Annotated in this window: 15 protein-coding genes; all 15 read right to left on the bottom strand. The window is 58.8% G+C overall.

From position 1 onward, the window contains the following. Position 1: 1 nt before the first annotated feature. Positions 2-1,675, bottom strand: a complete 1,674-nt coding sequence (locus tag BMY55_RS07080) for a ribonuclease J (RefSeq protein WP_091429448.1) — start codon at positions 1,673-1,675, stop codon at positions 2-4. Then, a complete protein-coding gene (locus BMY55_RS07075) occupies positions 1,672-2,451 on the bottom strand; it encodes a type III pantothenate kinase (protein WP_091429446.1) in 780 nt (259 codons plus the stop codon). The genes BMY55_RS07080 and BMY55_RS07075 overlap by 4 nt, the downstream gene beginning before the upstream one ends. A 10-nt stretch (positions 2,452-2,461) precedes the next feature. Beyond that, entirely contained in the window at positions 2,462-3,226 is a 765-nt protein-coding gene (locus tag BMY55_RS07070) for a biotin--[acetyl-CoA-carboxylase] ligase (RefSeq protein WP_091429444.1), read from the bottom strand. Beyond that, positions 3,216-4,652 (bottom strand): NADH-quinone oxidoreductase subunit NuoN, encoded by a 1,437-nt coding sequence (nuoN, locus tag BMY55_RS07065; RefSeq protein ID WP_091429442.1) that lies wholly within the window; start codon positions 4,650-4,652, stop codon positions 3,216-3,218. The genes BMY55_RS07070 and nuoN overlap by 11 nt, the downstream gene beginning before the upstream one ends. A gap of 12 nt (positions 4,653-4,664) precedes the next feature. After that, the gene (locus BMY55_RS07060) at positions 4,665-6,209 is read right to left on the bottom strand and encodes an NADH-quinone oxidoreductase subunit M (RefSeq protein ID WP_091429440.1); all 1,545 of its coding nucleotides are present in this window, start codon (positions 6,207-6,209) and stop codon (positions 4,665-4,667) included. Beyond that, positions 6,209-8,359: an NADH-quinone oxidoreductase subunit L gene (gene nuoL / locus BMY55_RS07055; RefSeq protein WP_091429439.1), complete on the bottom strand. Its 2,151-nt coding sequence runs from the start codon at positions 8,357-8,359 to the stop codon at positions 6,209-6,211. The genes BMY55_RS07060 and nuoL overlap by 1 nt, the downstream gene beginning before the upstream one ends. Before the next feature lie 6 nt (positions 8,360-8,365). Next, on the bottom strand, positions 8,366-8,671 hold the full coding sequence (gene nuoK / locus BMY55_RS07050; RefSeq protein WP_091429437.1) for an NADH-quinone oxidoreductase subunit NuoK: 306 nt from the start codon (positions 8,669-8,671) through the stop codon (positions 8,366-8,368). A 93-nt stretch (positions 8,672-8,764) separates the two neighbouring features. Further along, positions 8,765-9,379, bottom strand: a complete 615-nt coding sequence (locus BMY55_RS07045) for an NADH-quinone oxidoreductase subunit J (protein WP_091429435.1) — start codon at positions 9,377-9,379, stop codon at positions 8,765-8,767. Beyond that, the gene (locus BMY55_RS07040; RefSeq protein ID WP_091429434.1) at positions 9,376-9,783 is read right to left on the bottom strand and encodes a carboxymuconolactone decarboxylase family protein; all 408 of its coding nucleotides are present in this window, start codon (positions 9,781-9,783) and stop codon (positions 9,376-9,378) included. The genes BMY55_RS07045 and BMY55_RS07040 overlap by 4 nt, the downstream gene beginning before the upstream one ends. Before the next feature lie 20 nt (positions 9,784-9,803). After that, positions 9,804-10,295: an NADH-quinone oxidoreductase subunit NuoI gene (gene nuoI / locus BMY55_RS07035; protein WP_091429432.1), complete on the bottom strand. Its 492-nt coding sequence runs from the start codon at positions 10,293-10,295 to the stop codon at positions 9,804-9,806. Positions 10,296-10,298: 3 nt separating this feature from the next. After that, the gene (nuoH, locus tag BMY55_RS07030; RefSeq protein WP_091429430.1) at positions 10,299-11,336 is read right to left on the bottom strand and encodes an NADH-quinone oxidoreductase subunit NuoH; all 1,038 of its coding nucleotides are present in this window, start codon (positions 11,334-11,336) and stop codon (positions 10,299-10,301) included. Beyond that, positions 11,329-11,463, bottom strand: a complete 135-nt coding sequence (locus BMY55_RS17135; RefSeq protein ID WP_281242428.1) for a hypothetical protein — start codon at positions 11,461-11,463, stop codon at positions 11,329-11,331. The genes nuoH and BMY55_RS17135 overlap by 8 nt, the downstream gene beginning before the upstream one ends. A 22-nt stretch (positions 11,464-11,485) precedes the next feature. After that, positions 11,486-13,507 (bottom strand): NADH-quinone oxidoreductase subunit NuoG, encoded by a 2,022-nt coding sequence (gene nuoG / locus BMY55_RS07025; protein ID WP_091432152.1) that lies wholly within the window; start codon positions 13,505-13,507, stop codon positions 11,486-11,488. Between the two features lie 59 nt (positions 13,508-13,566). Continuing rightward, a complete protein-coding gene (locus BMY55_RS07020) occupies positions 13,567-13,986 on the bottom strand; it encodes a DUF5333 domain-containing protein (RefSeq protein WP_091429428.1) in 420 nt (139 codons plus the stop codon). Between the two features lie 148 nt (positions 13,987-14,134). Then, entirely contained in the window at positions 14,135-15,430 is a 1,296-nt protein-coding gene (nuoF, locus tag BMY55_RS07015) for an NADH-quinone oxidoreductase subunit NuoF (protein ID WP_091429427.1), read from the bottom strand. Positions 15,431-15,433: the final 3 nt, after the last annotated feature.

The raw sequence follows: 15,433 nt of genomic DNA, 5'->3' as shown, positions 1-15,433 counted from the left end.
TCTACTCCAGACGACTGACCACCACGGTCACTTCGGGTTTGCGCCCGATCTCGTCATTGGTGGCCTTACGGGCAAGGCGTTTCAACTCCTCTCCCAGTTTGTCGTCGTCACGCAGCGTTTTGCGCCCGGCGCGCATCAGGAATTGCCCTAGATCTTCTTCCAGAACATCCACCAGCGGGGCTTTTGATTTACCAATTTCCGGCAATCCCATCAGCTCGACCCAGGGATCGCCCAATGGTTCGTCCCCTTCGACAATCACGTTCACAATCACATGGCCGTTCAGGGCCAGTCTGATACGGTCACGCACCACCCCATCCAGCGATCCGATCAGAATGTCGCCATCCAGATAGATCCGGTCTGTGTCCACATGCTCGACAATGTGCGGGATGTCCCCAGTCAGGTCACAAACCGCACCGTTCACGACGACCAACGCATTACGGCCACCCTCTTCCACCAGTTTGGCGTGTTCGCGCAGGTGGCGATGCTCGCCATGCATCGGGATCACCATCTGGGGGTTGATCATATCGTGCACCCGTTGCAGATCAGGTCGGTTTGCGTGGCCCGAAACGTGATAGAGATCACTTTCGGCAACCATATCCACGCCCATCTCGGAAAACGCATTCATGATGCGGATCACGCCGCGTTCATTGCCCGGAATGGTCTTGGACGAGAACAGGAACATGTCCCCTTCCGCCATGGACAGCCCCATATACTTGCCGCGCGCCAGTTGGGCCGACGCCGCCCGCCGCTCGCCCTGGCTGCCGGTGACGATCAACATCAGGCTCTCGCGCGGAATATCGCGTGCATCTTCAACCGAGACTGTCGTGGGAAAATCCGCCAATATGCCGGTTTCCACACCCGCCTGGATCATTCGCCGCATCGCGCGACCCAGCAGACAGACCGACCGCCCCGCGGCCTTCCCTGCTTCGGCCAGTTGCTTCACCCGCGCCACATTTGACGCAAAGGTCGTCGCCACCACCATATGCGGCGCATCCCCGATCAGTTTCACCAGTTCCGGGCCAACCTCGGCCTCGGACCGGCCGGGGTGGGTCGAAAATACATTGGTTGAATCGCAAACCAGCGCCTTCACAGGCTGGCCGTTCCCGGGCTTTGCGATCTCGCGCCACAACACCTCGTCGAACGCGTCGCCCAGGACGGGGGTTTCATCCAGCTTGAAGTCGCCTGTGTGCACAATCCGACCTGCGGGCGTGTCGATCACCAGCCCGGCGCTTTCGGGGATCGAGTGGCTGAGCGGCAGGAAGCTGACCTTGAATGGCCCGGCTTCGATCACCTGCGGGTAGCTGTCGGCGGCAATCACCACTTCGGGCACCTGCCCGGCTTCCTCCATCTTCCGCTGTGCGTGGTAGCGGGTGAAGGGGCGCGCGTGGATTGGCGCTTTCAGCCGGGAATACAGCCGCCCGACGGCGCCCACATGGTCCTCGTGCGCATGGGTGATGAAGATCGCTTCCAGACGATCCGCATTGTCAGCCAGCCACGTGACATCCGGCATGATCAGGTTCACACCCGGTGTCGTGTCCATGTCCGGAAAAGTGACGCCCAGATCCACAAGGATCAGCCGTTCCTTGCCCCGCTTCCCATAGCCATAGACATAGGCGTTCATGCCGATCTCGCCGGCGCCCCCCAACGGGAGGTAAATCAGACGGTCAGCACTCATATATTGCCCTGTTCCTTATTATATTCGTAAATGCTGACCAGCCCATGCATGGTCAGATCGTGGTCGATCTCGTCATAGAGATGCGCGCCCTGCTCGAACAGCGGCGCAAGACCACCGGTGCCAATCACTTTCATCGGCAGACCGTATTCATCTTTCACCTTCTGCACCAGCCCTTGCACAAGGCCGACATAGCCCCAGAAGATACCCGATTGAATGCAGTCCACCGTGTTGGTGCCGATCACCTTGTCAGGCTGGGTCACATCCACATGGGGCAGCGCGGCTGCCCCTTGGTGCAAAGCCTCAAGCGACAGGTTCACACCGGGCGCGATCACCCCCCCGATATAGGCACCGTCATGGGCCACCACGTCGATATTCGTGGCGGTGCCAAAGTCGACAACCATGCAATCGCCGCCATAGCGTTCGAACGCCGCCACCGCATTGGCGAGCCGGTCTGGGCCGGGAACGGCGCCCTGATCGACGCGCGGGGGTGTCGGCAGCAGGCAATCGGGTTTGCCAACCACCAGTGGGCGGCATCCAAAGAACCGATCTGCAAACACACGCAGGTTCCACACCACACGCGGCACGGTCGAACTGACCACCACATCCTCGATATCCGGTTTGATCCCATAATGGTTGATCAGCGTCGAGAACCACGTGAAATAGGCATCCGCGGTGCGCGAATGGTGGGTCGATGTGCGCAGGGTGCACAGAAACCTGTCGCCGTCCCAGATCGAGAAAACCGTGTTGGTGTTGCCGCAGTCGATGGCCAGAAGCATGACGCCCCCCTCAGAAGAAAATCTCGGCCGCGGGGATCACCACGCGGGATGTGGTCGTTGATAGGACAAGGTTGCCGTCTTCGTCCACCGTGTCGAACCGTCCTCGGTGTTCCGATCGCGTAGTCCGCGCGGTGATCACCTCGCCCAGACGGGCGGCGCGGGCCAACCACGCCTCGCGGATCGGGGCAAAGCCATAGGTGGTAAAGGTTGCCTCATGCTGCGCATAAGCCGGGGCCAGTAAGTCAAGAAACGCCTCTGGCGTCAGGTTGACACCCGTTTCCCCCGCAAGACTGACCGGCGCGACGGCCCGGCTTTCAATTGCCACACCGACGGGCGCGTCGATGAGATTGACACCAACACCGATGGCGAAATGACCGACCTGCGTCCCGATCCCTGCGCTTTCCAGCAGGATACCTGCCACTTTTCCGCCGTTCAGCAGCACATCATTGGGCCATTTCAGGGAAAACGCAGCGGCACGCCCGGTGGCCATGACGAAGGCATCAAAAAGCGCGAGCGACGTCACAAAACTTCTGAGCGCTACCTGCGCGGGTGGCTCGGACGGGCGCATGACCAGCGTTGCCGAGAAATGCCCCTTGGGATCCGCCCAGGCCCTTCCCCTGCGCCCCCGCCCCGCAGTTTGCCGATGCGCCAGGATCCATGTCGGACCCAAAAGACCCGGCGCGACGCGCCGGGCCTCTTCGTTCGTGCTGTCGACCTGATCCAGAATGCGTTTGCCAACGCCTTCGGGCCAAGCCGTGTGGCTTTTATTTGACAAGGGCTTCAGCGGCCGCAGCGGCGGCAGTTTCGATGCCAAAGAAGTTCACGACACCCAGAACGACAATCGCCGCCGATCCGACCAGCGCCACCCAAGCGGCGGGCGACATGTTAAGCTCAAGCCCCTCGCCTTCTTCCCCGAAATACATGAAGTAGACGATGCGCAGGTAATAGAAGGCCCCGATGACCGACGCGATTACACCGGCCACGGCGAGCGATGTCAGGCCCGCCTGAACAGCCGCAATCAGCACACCGTATTTGGCAAAGAATCCCAGCATCGGTGGTACCCCGGCCAGCGAGAACAACAGCACCAACATTGCCAGCCCCCGCAGTTTGTCATTTACAGCAAACTGGTTCAGCGCCGAGATGTCAGCAATCGGGCGACCGTCACGTTCCATCGACATGATGAAGGCAAAGGTGCCAACATTCATGGTCAGATAAACCGCCATATAGAGCAACATCGCCTGAACGCCGTATTCCGTGCCAGCGGCCAGACCCAGCAGGGCAAACCCCATATGCGCGATCGACGAATAGGCCATCAGGCGTTTGATATTTGTCTGACCGATGGCGGCGATGGCACCAAGGAACATCGACAGCACCGCCAGAAGCGCGATGATTTGCTGCCAGTCACCGATGGCCTGGCCGAACGCGTCAAACAGAACACGACCAAACAAGGCCATCGCAGCCAATTTCGGCGCAGTGGCGAAGAAGGCGGTGACCGGGGTTGGTGCGCCCTCGTAAACGTCCGGCGTCCACATATGGAACGGCACGGCGGAAACCTTGAAGGCCAGACCGGCCGCGACGAAGACCAGACCGACCAGCATACCAAGGCCCACATGGCCGTCACTGGCAGCGTCGATAATGCCAGAGAACAGCGTCGTGCCGGCATAGCCATAGGTCAGCGAAGCGCCATAAAGCAGAAGCCCCGAGGACAGCGCACCCAGCACGAAATATTTCAGACCGGCCTCGGTCGATTTTACACTGTCGCGGTTCAGCGACGCCACGACATAAAGCGACAGCGATTGCAGTTCCAACCCCATGTATAGTGACATCAGATCACCTGCTGACACCATCATCATCATGCCAACAGTGCCAAGTGCCACGAGGATCGGATATTCGAACCTGAGCAGACCACGACGCGACATCGTCGCCTCGCCCATTACCAGAACCGCAGCGGCGGCCAGCAGGATCGCGACCTTGGCAAAGCGGGCATAGGCATCGTCAAGGAACATGCCCCCGAACGCCGCTGTCGCCCCGTCGCCCCCGGCGACCATCAGCGCAATGACCACCATGACGGCACCGGTGATCCATGTGATCGGTTTGGCCAGTGCATCCTTGCCGGTATAGACCGCACCCAGAAGGGCAACCATCGCATAGATGGCCAAAGCGAGTTCGGGCAGAACCGTTTGAATATCAACAGAGTTCATCTGCGCTCTCCCTTAATGCGATGCAGTCTGGGCCATCTCTGCAACGTCAGCAGGAATGGCGGCGTGGAAGTTGGTCAGAAGGGCCTCAACCGAAGGGCCGATCAGGTCGGTCACGAGGCTTGGATAGATACCCAGAAGCAGGGTCATGAACACCAGCGGGGCGAAGATCATCTTCTCGCGCCTGTCCATATCGGTGATTGACTTCAGGCTTTCCTTGATCAGATCGCCCAGGACCACGCGGCGATACAGGTACAGCGCATACGCCGCCGAGAAGATCACACCAGATGTGGCGACAAGCGCGATCCAGGTGTTGGCCTGGAACATGCCGACCAGCGTCAGGAATTCCCCCACGAAGCCCGAGGTGCCCGGAAGGCCGACATTGGCCATGGTGAAGAACATGAAGATCAGCGCATAGGCTGGCATCCGGTTCACTACACCACCATAGGCGTCGATATCGCGGGTGTGCATCCGGTCATAAATGACACCCACACACAGGAACAACGCACCCGAGATGAAACCGTGGCTCAGCATCTGGAAGATCGCCCCATCCACACCCTGTTGATTGAGCGAAAAGATACCCGCCGTGACATAGCCCATATGCGCCACGGACGAATAGGCGATCAGCTTTTTCATGTCTTCCTGCACCAGCGCCACAAGCGAGGTATAGACAATGGCAATCACCGAAAGCCACAGCACGTAAGTCGCCAGAACATCCGTTCCGACAGGGAACATCGGCAAGCTGAACCGAAGAAAGCCATAGCCACCCATTTTCAGCAAGATTGCCGCCAGCACGACCGAACCCGCCGTGGGGGCTTGCACGTGTGCATCCGGCAACCAGGTGTGCACGGGCCACATTGGCAATTTCACCGCGAAACTGGCGAAGAAGGCGAGGAACAGCATGGTCTGCACACCGCCCACGATCTGAATGCCCAAAAAGCTGAACGTGTCAGATCCAAACTTGTGGGTCATCAGGGTCGGAATGTCGGTCGAGCCCGCGTCCACATACATATAGACCAACGCGACCAGCATCAGGACTGAACCAAAGAACGTATAAAGGAAGAACTTGAACGCAGCATAGATCCGCTCTTTCCCGCCCCAGATCCCGATGATCAGGAACATGGGGATCAGACCCGCTTCGAAGAACAGGTAGAACAGCACCAGGTCCAGCGCCATGAACACGCCCAGCATGAGCGTTTCAAGCAGCAGGAAGGCAATCATGTATTCCTTTACGCGGGACTTGACGCCCCAACTTGCCCAGATGGTCAGGGGCATCATGAAGGTGGTGAGCATGACGAACAGGACCGAGATCCCGTCGACGCCCATCTTGTATTTAAGACCCATGATCCAGCTGCCCTCTTCGACGAACTGGAAGCCCGTGTCAGCAGAATCGAACCCGGTCAGCAGAAGAAGCGAGAACAGGAAGGTCGCCAAAGTTGCCGCCAGCGCAAGCCATTTGGCATTACGGGCGGCCGCTTCGTCATCGCCACGCAGGAACAGCGCAAGGATCACAGCCGCGACCAGCGGCAGGAAAGTGATGATGGAAAGCAGGTTGTTCATTATTGCGCTCCACCGCTGAAGAGGATCATGATTGTCACCAGAGCGACGATGCCTAGGACCATCGCGAAAGCGTAAGAGAAGACGTAACCGGTTTGTGCCCGGCCAGCCTGTTTGGTGAACCAGGGCACGACGCCCATAGCAACACCGTTCAGGAAGCCGTCAATGACATTGCCATCCCCCCGTTTCCACAGGACGCGGCCAATGACAAAGGCGGGCTTCACGAAGATCACATTGTAGATTTCGTCGAAGTACCATTTGTTCAGCAGGAACTGATAGACATGCGGGAACGTGTCGGCCAATCGCTTGGGAACGCTTTTGTCCAAGACATAGAACCAGAACGCCGTGGCCAACCCGATCAGCATTGCAATGAAGGGCGACACCTTCACCCAAGCGGGCGCATCGTGCGCATCGTCGATCACGGTGTTGTCGGCTGCCATGTAGATCGCGCCTTTCGGAGCCTCTGCGTGACTGGTGGGAGTTACAGCAGCGTGGCCAGGGTCATCCTCGGTGCCGCCTGGGTCCTCACCCTCGGATTGGGTTGTATCTGCGACGGCTGCGTCTTCGGTCTGATCACCGATGACGCTCTCATTGGTTTCCCCGTCCTCGCTTGCGGCTTCGGCATGCGTCTCGATTCCGAAGAATGTGTTGACCTTGTTGTGATCACCAAAGAACGAACCGTACCAGATCATACCTGCAAAAATCGACCCAAGCGCCAGCACGCCAAGCGGCACCAGCATGACCATGGGACTTTCATGTGCATGCTCATGCGTGTGTTTGTCGCCGCGTGCCTTGCCGTAGAACGTCATGAACATCAGGCGCCAGCTGTAAAAGCTGGTGAAAACGGCCGCGATCACGAGCATCCAGAAGGCATAGCCACCATTTGTGCCTGCATAGGCGCTTTCGATGATCGCGTCTTTCGACAGGAAGCCCGAAAAGCCGATGGTGGTCAGCGGTATGCCAACCCCCGTGATGGCCAGCGTGCCGATCATCATCGCCCAAAAGGTGACGGGCAGTTTCTTGCGCAGATCGCCGTAGTTCCGCATATCCTGCTCGTGGTGCATTCCGTGGATCACGGACCCCGCCCCCAGGAACAACATGGCTTTGAAAAACGCATGGGTCAGCAGGTGGAACATGGCGACCGAATAGACACCGACGCCCGCAGCCACAAACATGTAGCCAAGTTGTGAACAGGTCGAATAGGCGATCACACGTTTGATGTCGTTCTGCACAAGGCCCACCGTAGCGGCGAAGAACGCGGTCGTGGCGCCAATGAAGACGATGAAACTGGTGGCTTCCGGTGCGTATTCCATCAAAGGCGACATGCGGACGACAAGGAAGACCCCGGCGGTCACCATGGTCGCGGCATGGATCAGGGCCGACACAGGGGTCGGGCCTTCCATCGCGTCGGGCAACCAGGTGTGCAGGAACAGCTGCGCCGATTTCCCCATGGCCCCCACGAACAGAAGAAACGCCAGAAGGTTGGCCGCGTTCCAATCGCGCCAGAGGAAGCGAAGCTCGGTCTCGGCCAGCGCGGGAGCGGCCGCGAATACGTCGTCAAAGCGGATACTGTCGGTCAGATAGAACAGGCCAAAGATTCCCAGCGCAAAGCCGAAGTCACCGACCCGGTTGACCACAAAGGCTTTGATCGCCGCCGCGTTGGCCGACGGTTTCTTGTAATAGAAGCCGATCAGCAGATACGACGCGACGCCCACGCCTTCCCAGCCAAAGAACATCTGCAACAGGTTGTCGGAGGTGACCAACGTCAACATCGTAAAGGTGAAGAAGCTGAGATAGGCAAAGAAACGGGGGCGATAGCTTTCGCCTTCGAACTGCGGATCGTCGGCCATGTAGCCCATTGAATAGAGGTGAACCAGCGACGAGACCGTGGTGACAACGATCAGCATGATCGCGGTCAGGCGGTCCAGTCGGATCGACCAGTCAACGCTCAGCGTGCCGGACTGCACCCAATTCATCAGATGGATCTGCTGGGTCTCGGACCCAAGACCCAAGAACACAACCCAGGACAGAAGCGCCGCAAGGAACAACAGCGCGGTGGTCAACACCTGTGCGCCCTTGTCGCCAATGACCCGATGGCCGAAGCCTGCAATCAGCGCGCCGACAAGCGGGGCAAAAAGGATGATTTGTACCATTTGCCGTTAGCCTTTCATCACGTTGACGTCTTCGACATCAATAGTGCCACGGTTGCGGAAGAAACTGACCAGGATCGCCAGGCCGATGGCGGCCTCGGCGGCGGCAACGGTCAGAACGAACAGGGTGAAGACCTGCCCGGCCAGATCGCCAAGATAGGACGAGAAGGCCACGAGGTTTATGTTCACCGCAAGCAGCATAAGTTCGATCGACATCAACAGGATGATGATGTTCTTGCGGTTCAGGAACAGCCCGAATATGCCGATGACGAACAGGGCCGCCCCAACCGCGAGATAATGTTCAAGTCCAACCATGTGCTTGCGTCCCTTCGTTCCGGGCTTGGCTGCCGGTGCAGCGCGCCCCAGTCTTGTTATTCGTTTTCATCACAGCTTTGCTCGCAGTCCCACTTACAAACCCTGGCCCGGTTTCACGTCGATGATCTCCATCGCCTTGGCAGGGTCGCGGTGCATCTGGGCGATCACATTCTGACGTTTCACATTGGTGCGGTGGCGCAGCGTCAGAACGATGGCGCCGATCATGGCGACCAGAAGGATCAAGCCAGCCAGCTGGAACAGCAGGATGTAGTCGGTGTAAAGGATCTGCCCCAGCGCCTGCGTGTTATGTGCAACGTCCAGAGCCGGTGTTACGGCGGCACGCGCCGCTTCGGCCCCGTCCGAGAATTGCCAGACCCCGAAGATCGTGCTCAACTCCATCAACAGGATGACACCGATCAACAGTGCCAACGGCAACGACTTGGACATCTCGGCCTTCAACTCGGCGAAGTCCACGTCCAACATCATCACAACGAACAGGAACAAAACCGCTACTGCGCCCACATAGACGATCATCAGAAGCATCGCGACAAATTCGGCCCCCAGCAGAACGAACAGCCCTGTGGCGCCAACGAAAGCGGTGATCAGCCACAAGACAGAATGGACGGGGTTTCTTGCCATCACGGTAAAGAACCCGCCCACCACGGTGGTCAGGGCAAAGAGGTAAAATGCGAAATCGGCAACGCTCATGCGTCCCCCTCCTCGTTGTCGTCAAACACGGCTTGCGCCAGTTCCAATGCACGGGTCATGGCCGGAAGACCACCCAGCATCGACATTTGATAGATCACCTCGGCGATCTCTTTTTCAGTTGCACCCGCTTCCAAGGCGTGGCGCACGGTCAGCTTGATCTGCGGCTCAGCCTGCGCACCCAGCACGGTCAGCCCGGCCAGCGTGATCAGCATCCGCGTTTTCGCGTCCAACCCGTCCTTGTTGAAGGCGTTGCCAAACATCATGTCCATCATGTCTTTCGGCATGGTGGGCAGCATCTTGTCAAAACCCTGCGGTTTGAACGTCTCCAAAGCAGGGTTGAAGTTGCGGAGCATTTCCTGCCCCTGCTCCATCATCTGTGCATATAGTTTGGAGAAATCGTTCATGGGTTATCCTTCGCGGTCACTTAGCGATACGGCGCATCAAGTTCGATATTGCGGGCAATCTCGGCTTCCCAGCGTTCGCCGTTCTCAAGCAGTTTGGCCTTGTCATAGAACAGTTCCTCGCGCGTCTCGGTTGCGAACTCGAAGTTCGGGCCTTCCACGATGGCATCCACCGGACAGGCTTCCTGACAGAAGCCGCAATAGATGCATTTGGTCATGTCGATGTCATAGCGCGTGGTGCGGCGCGAGCCGTCGTCGCGGGGTTCGGCGTCAATCGTTATGGCCTGTGCCGGGCAAATCGCCTCGCAGAGCTTGCAGGCAATGCAACGCTCTTCCCCGTTGGGATAACGGCGCAGCGCGTGCTCACCCCGAAAACGGGGCGACAGCGGACCTTTTTCATGCGGGTAGTTCAGCGTCGCCTTGGGCGCGAAGAAGTATTTCAGCCCCAACCCGAACCCCTTCACGAAATCCATCAGCAGGAAGTATTTCGTTGCACGTGCGTAATCAAAAGCCATTGATCAGCCCCCTACTGTCCAGCGGGCGTAAGTGCCCCAGAATGCCCCGTATTGGGCGAAGAATGCGACCAGAACAACCCATGCCAGTGACAGCGGCAGGAAGACTTTCCAACCGATGCGCATCAACTGGTCATAGCGATAGCGCGGCGTGATCGCTTTGATCATCGAGAACACGAAGAAGAAGAAGAAAATCTTCGCGAACAGCCACAGGATGCCGTCGGGCAGCCACTCGACCGGCGACAGCCAGCCGCCGAAGAACAGGATCGAAATCAGCGTGCACATCAGAACGATGGCCACATATTCACCGATCATGAACAGAAGGAAGGGAGTCGATGAATATTCAACCTGATACCCGGCCACCAGTTCCGATTCAGCCTCGGGCAGGTCGAACGGCGGGCGGTTGGTTTCGGCCAGCGCGGAAATCAGGAACAGAAACACCATTGGGAAATGCGGCAACCAATACCAGCTGAGCAGCCCCTTGCCGTCTTGCGCCATCACGATGTCCCCGAAATTCATTGACCCGGTGGACAGGATCACACCGATGATGATCAGGCCGATCGAAACCTCGTAGGAAATCATCTGCGCAGCCGACCGCAGCGAGCCAAGGAACGGGTATTTCGAGTTCGACGCCCAGCCGCCCATGATCACGCCATACACCTCTAGCGAAGAGACCGCGAAAACGAACAGGATCGCCACGTTGATATCAGCCAGAACCCAGCCGTCATTGAACGGGATCACAGCCCAGGCAACCATGGCCAGAACGAAGCTCATCATCGGAGCAAGGAAAAAGACGAAGCGATCCGCACCCGCGGGCACCACGATTTCCTTCAGCACATATTTGATGAAATCCGCGAAAGATTGCAGCACGCCGAACGCGCCCACCACGTTCGGTCCTTTGCGCATCTGCACAGCCGCCCAAACCTTGCGGTCGAAATACAAAAGAAAGGCCAGCGCCACCAGAAGCGGAACCACGATCAGCAGACTTTGTCCGATAATCAGAAGGGCAATGCCCAGATATGTTGTCGTGAAGAATTCAACCATGTCGCGTCATGCCCTCAGACCGTCGGTATTTATTTTCCGTTGCAGAACCAAAGGGATGCACAGCAACGCCGACAAATCCTGCAAGCAGGTCTTTCTGTTCGCTGTTGCCGTTTGGGTGATCAAACATGTCCCCGGTCCTGCCCCTGTTCCTATTCTGCCGCCAGCTTCGACGACGCGCGTGCGCGCGCTTGCGCCGACAGCTCTGCCATCACTTCTGACGCCCGTGCAATCGGGTTGGTCAGATAGAAATCGCCAATCGTGTAACGGAAGCTGGCCGTCCCCATCTTTTCGACCGGCAGCGGCTGCCATTCGTTCCCCGCCACCTGATCGACACCACCCAGAACCGGTGCGGCTTCGACCATTGCGCGGCGCAGACCTGTCAGGCTGTCCCACGGCAGGGTTGCGCCCAGTTCCGCCGACAGCGCCCGCAGGATGGCCCAGTTTTCTTTGGCCTCACCCGGAGCGAAATTGGCGCGCAGTGCCAGTTGCGGGCGACCTTCGGTATTCACGAACAAGCCGCCCTCTTCGGTATAGGCCGCGCCCGGCAGGATCACGTCGGCGCGCATCGCGCCCCGGTCGCCATGGCTGCCCTGATAGATCACGAAGGGGCCAGCGCCGATGTCTATTTCATCCGCGCCCATGTTATAGATGACATCTGCGCCAATGGTGGCGGCCTCCATGCCGCCTTCGGTCACGGCACCCACATCCAACGCGCCAACGCGGCCTGCGGCGGTGTGCAGGATCAGCAGCTTCGATCCGGTGTCTTCGGCCAGTTTCATCGCGTTGGACAATACCGCCAGACCGTCAGCCTCGCGGACCGCGCCCATGCCCACGATAACAACGGATGGTGCGTCTTTCACCGCGCCATAGTCTTTGCCCACAATGCTCTCCAGCGCCGCACGGTCATTGCCGACATGCGCATAATCATACGTCAGATCAACGGCTTCACCGACCAGACCGACCTGAGCGCCCTTGAGCCACGCCTTGCGGATACGGGCGTTCAGAACCGGCGCTTCAACCCGTGGGTTGGTGCCGATCAACTGGATGAACTTCGCACTATCGATGTCTTCAATCGACGCGGTGCCGACATAACCCGAGCGGTTGCCGATCGGCAGACGGGCATTATCAGTGCGGCATTCCACATTGCCGCCCAGCCCCTCGATCAGCGTTTTCAGGCTGAACGCCGCCTCGGCCGGGGCCAGATCACCGACCAGACCGGCCACCTTCTTGGCGCCTTTCATGGCATCCGCAGCCTTGGCCAGCGCCTCGCCCCAACTGGCTTTGCGCAATTTGCCGTTTTCGCGAACATACGGCACATCCAGACGCTGGCGGCGCAGACCGTCCCAAATGAAGCGCGTCTTGTCGGAAATCCATTCTTCGTTCACGCCATCATGGTTGCGCGGCAGAACCCGCATCACTTCACGGCCCTTGGTATCCACGCGGATGTTTGACCCAAGCGCGTCCATCACGTCAATGGTTTCCGTCTTGGTCAGCTCCCAAGGGCGGGCGGTGAACGCATAGGGTTTCGACGTCAGCGCGCCGACCGGGCACAGATCAATGATGTTGCCCTGAAGGTTGCTGTCCAGCGTCTTGCCAAGGTAACTGGTAATTTCAGCATCCTCACCGCGGCCTGTCTGGCCCAGTTCGGGGATGCCGGCGACCTCGGTAATGAAGCGCACGCAGCGGGTGCAACTGATGCAGCGCGTCATCGCGGTGCCAACCAGCGGCCCCAGATCCAGATCGTCCACCGCACGTTTCTGTTCTTTGAACCGCGAGCCGGACATACCGTAAGCCATCGCCTGATCCTGCAAATCACACTCGCCACCCTGATCGCAGATCGGACAATCCAGCGGGTGGTTGATCAGCAAGAACTCCATCACACCTTCACGGGCCTTCTTGACCATGGGTGAGTTGGTTTTCACCACCGGCGGCTGCCCTTCAGGACCGGGACGCAAATCGCGCACCTGCATGGCGCAGGAAGCCGCGGGCTTGGGCGGGCCGCCCACAACCTCGACCAGACACATGCGGCAGTTGCCGGCAATCGACAGGCGTTCGTGATAGCAGAAACGCGGCACTTCGATCCCGGCCACTTCACAGGCCTGGATCAGCGTCATCGCGCCATCAACTTCAACTTCCATGTCGTCAATGACGATCTTTTTCAAGTCGCTCATCACGGTCCCTTTTTCGTTCCGCAGGCCGGGGTTTTCCCCGCGCCCGCACATGTCTGCCCCTAGCTTTCGTAAAGTAACGATCCAGCAAAGGAGCCCTGTTTGATCTCTGCCCGTCCAACCGCGCAGTAGCTTTCTTCATCACCCGGCTTTACGCCACGCTTGGCCAGCATCGGCTCGGCGATTGCGCGAAAACGGTCTTGTTCGGCCTTGCTTTCCACATAGGCCAGCACCTCTTTCGAGGAATAGCCAAGCGTCATGGCATGTTTGCGCAGCGAAAACGCCTTGTTCAAAAGTCGGAATTTCCGCAGCCGAATGGTCGGGCAGTTCTCGTCGATCAAATAGGCGATCGAAGCGCCCAAAAGTTCTTCATGCATCCGGCTGTCGTCCCGCAATGCCGCATAATCCACGGACGAGGCCGCACCGGTGGCGGCGGTTGCCGCCATGGCCGTGGCGAAAGCAAAAGTACGAAGTTTCATCATCACAAATCTCCTTTTGTTGAAAAGGAGGTGGGGATGCACAATGTTGTCATGCAATAACAACACGCAGAAACGGACGCAGAGGCGCCAGTTTTCAGTATGTTGCGTTGCATATTCATCATCGTGTCTTTCATTTCAATTGCGCGTCGGCTCATTCCGCCGCGATGCTGGCTTTGCCTTGCTTGTTTACACGAATGCGGTCTTCGATCTCGTCCCGGAAGTTGCGGATCAGACCTTGGATCGGCCATGCGGCCGCATCGCCAAGCGCACAGATCGTGTGGCCTTCGACCTGTTTGGTCACATCCCACAGCATGTCAATCTCGTCCACTTCGGCTTCGCCGCGCATCAGACGGTCCATCACGCGCATCATCCAGCCGGTGCCTTCGCGGCACGGCGTGCACTGGCCGCAGCTTTCGTGCTTGTAGAACTTGGACAGGCGCCAGATCGCCTTGATGATGTCGGTCTGCTTGTCCATGACGATCACGGCCGCGGTGCCCAGACCCGAGCCAAGCTCGCCGCGCAGATAGTCGAAATCCATGATCGCGTCGCGCATGTTCTCACCGCGCACGCAGGGCACAGACGAGCCACCGGGGATCACGGCTTTCAGGTTGTCCCAGCCGCCGCGAATACCGCCGCAATGTTTGTCGATCAGTTCCTCGAAGGAAATCGACATTGCCTCTTCAACCACGCAGGGGTTGTTCACGTGACCCGAGATGCCAAACAGCTTGGTGCCGGAGTTGTTGGGGCGGCCAAAGCCCGCAAACCATTCCGGCCCGCGCCGCAGGATGGTCGGCACAACGGCAATCGATTCCACGTTGTTCACCGTGGTCGGACAGCCATACAGTCCGGCACCCGCCGGAAATGGCGGCTTCATGCGCGGCATGCCCTTCTTGCCCTCAAGGCTTTCCAGAAGCGCGGTTTCTTCGCCACAGATATAGGCACCCGCCCCGTGATGCAGGAACAGGTCGAAATCCCAACCGGACTTGGCCGCATTCTTGCCCAACAGGCCCGCGTCATAACACTCGTCAATCGCGGCCTGCAACGCCTCGCGCTCGCGGATATATTCGCCGCGCAGATAGATGTAGCAGGTGTTTGCGTTCATCGCGAAAGAGGCGATCAGCGCGCCCTCGATCAGTGTATGCGGATCGTGGCGCATGATCTCGCGGTCTTTGCAGGTGCCGGGCTCGGATTCGTCCGCATTGATCACCAGATAGGCCGGGCGACCGTCACTTTCCTTCGGCATGAAAGACCATTTCAGACCGGTCGGGAACCCCGCCCCGCCGCGACCACGCAGGCCCGAGGCTTTCATCTGCTCGATGATCCAGTCCCGACCCTTCTTGAGGATCCCGGCGGTGCCATCCCAATGGCCGCGCTGCTTTGCGCCCGCAAGGGTGCGGTCGTGCATGCCATAAAGGTTGGTAAAGATCCGGTCTTTATCCTGCAGCATTCG

The sequence above is a fragment of the Aliiroseovarius sediminilitoris genome, from assembly GCF_900109955.1.
Lineage (GTDB): Bacteria > Pseudomonadota > Alphaproteobacteria > Rhodobacterales > Rhodobacteraceae > Aliiroseovarius > Aliiroseovarius sediminilitoris.
The sequence above is the reverse complement of the archived record's forward strand: the minus strand, read 5'-3'. Positions and strand labels throughout refer to the sequence as shown.

Coding starts and splice junctions, on each gene's coding strand:
- nuoG (WP_091432152.1), bottom strand. CDS start 13,507: ATGAGCGACTTGAAAAAGATCGTCATTGACGACATGGAAGTTGAAGTT.
- nuoL (WP_091429439.1), bottom strand. CDS start 8,359: ATGGTACAAATCATCCTTTTTGCCCCGCTTGTCGGCGCGCTGATTGCA.
- BMY55_RS07075 (WP_091429446.1), bottom strand. CDS start 2,451: ATGCTTCTGGCCATCGACTGCGGCAACACCAACACGGTTTTCTCGATC.
- nuoF (WP_091429427.1), bottom strand. CDS start 15,430: ATGCTGCAGGATAAAGACCGGATCTTTACCAACCTTTATGGCATGCAC.
- nuoH (WP_091429430.1), bottom strand. CDS start 11,336: ATGGTTGAATTCTTCACGACAACATATCTGGGCATTGCCCTTCTGATT.
- BMY55_RS07080 (WP_091429448.1), bottom strand. CDS start 1,675: ATGAGTGCTGACCGTCTGATTTACCTCCCGTTGGGGGGCGCCGGCGAG.
- BMY55_RS17135 (WP_281242428.1), bottom strand. CDS start 11,463: ATGTTTGATCACCCAAACGGCAACAGCGAACAGAAAGACCTGCTTGCA.
- BMY55_RS07060 (WP_091429440.1), bottom strand. CDS start 6,209: ATGAACAACCTGCTTTCCATCATCACTTTCCTGCCGCTGGTCGCGGCT.
- BMY55_RS07020 (WP_091429428.1), bottom strand. CDS start 13,986: ATGATGAAACTTCGTACTTTTGCTTTCGCCACGGCCATGGCGGCAACC.
- nuoN (WP_091429442.1), bottom strand. CDS start 4,652: ATGAACTCTGTTGATATTCAAACGGTTCTGCCCGAACTCGCTTTGGCC.
- BMY55_RS07045 (WP_091429435.1), bottom strand. CDS start 9,379: ATGAGCGTTGCCGATTTCGCATTTTACCTCTTTGCCCTGACCACCGTG.
- nuoI (WP_091429432.1), bottom strand. CDS start 10,295: ATGGCTTTTGATTACGCACGTGCAACGAAATACTTCCTGCTGATGGAT.
- nuoK (WP_091429437.1), bottom strand. CDS start 8,671: ATGGTTGGACTTGAACATTATCTCGCGGTTGGGGCGGCCCTGTTCGTC.
- BMY55_RS07040 (WP_091429434.1), bottom strand. CDS start 9,783: ATGAACGATTTCTCCAAACTATATGCACAGATGATGGAGCAGGGGCAG.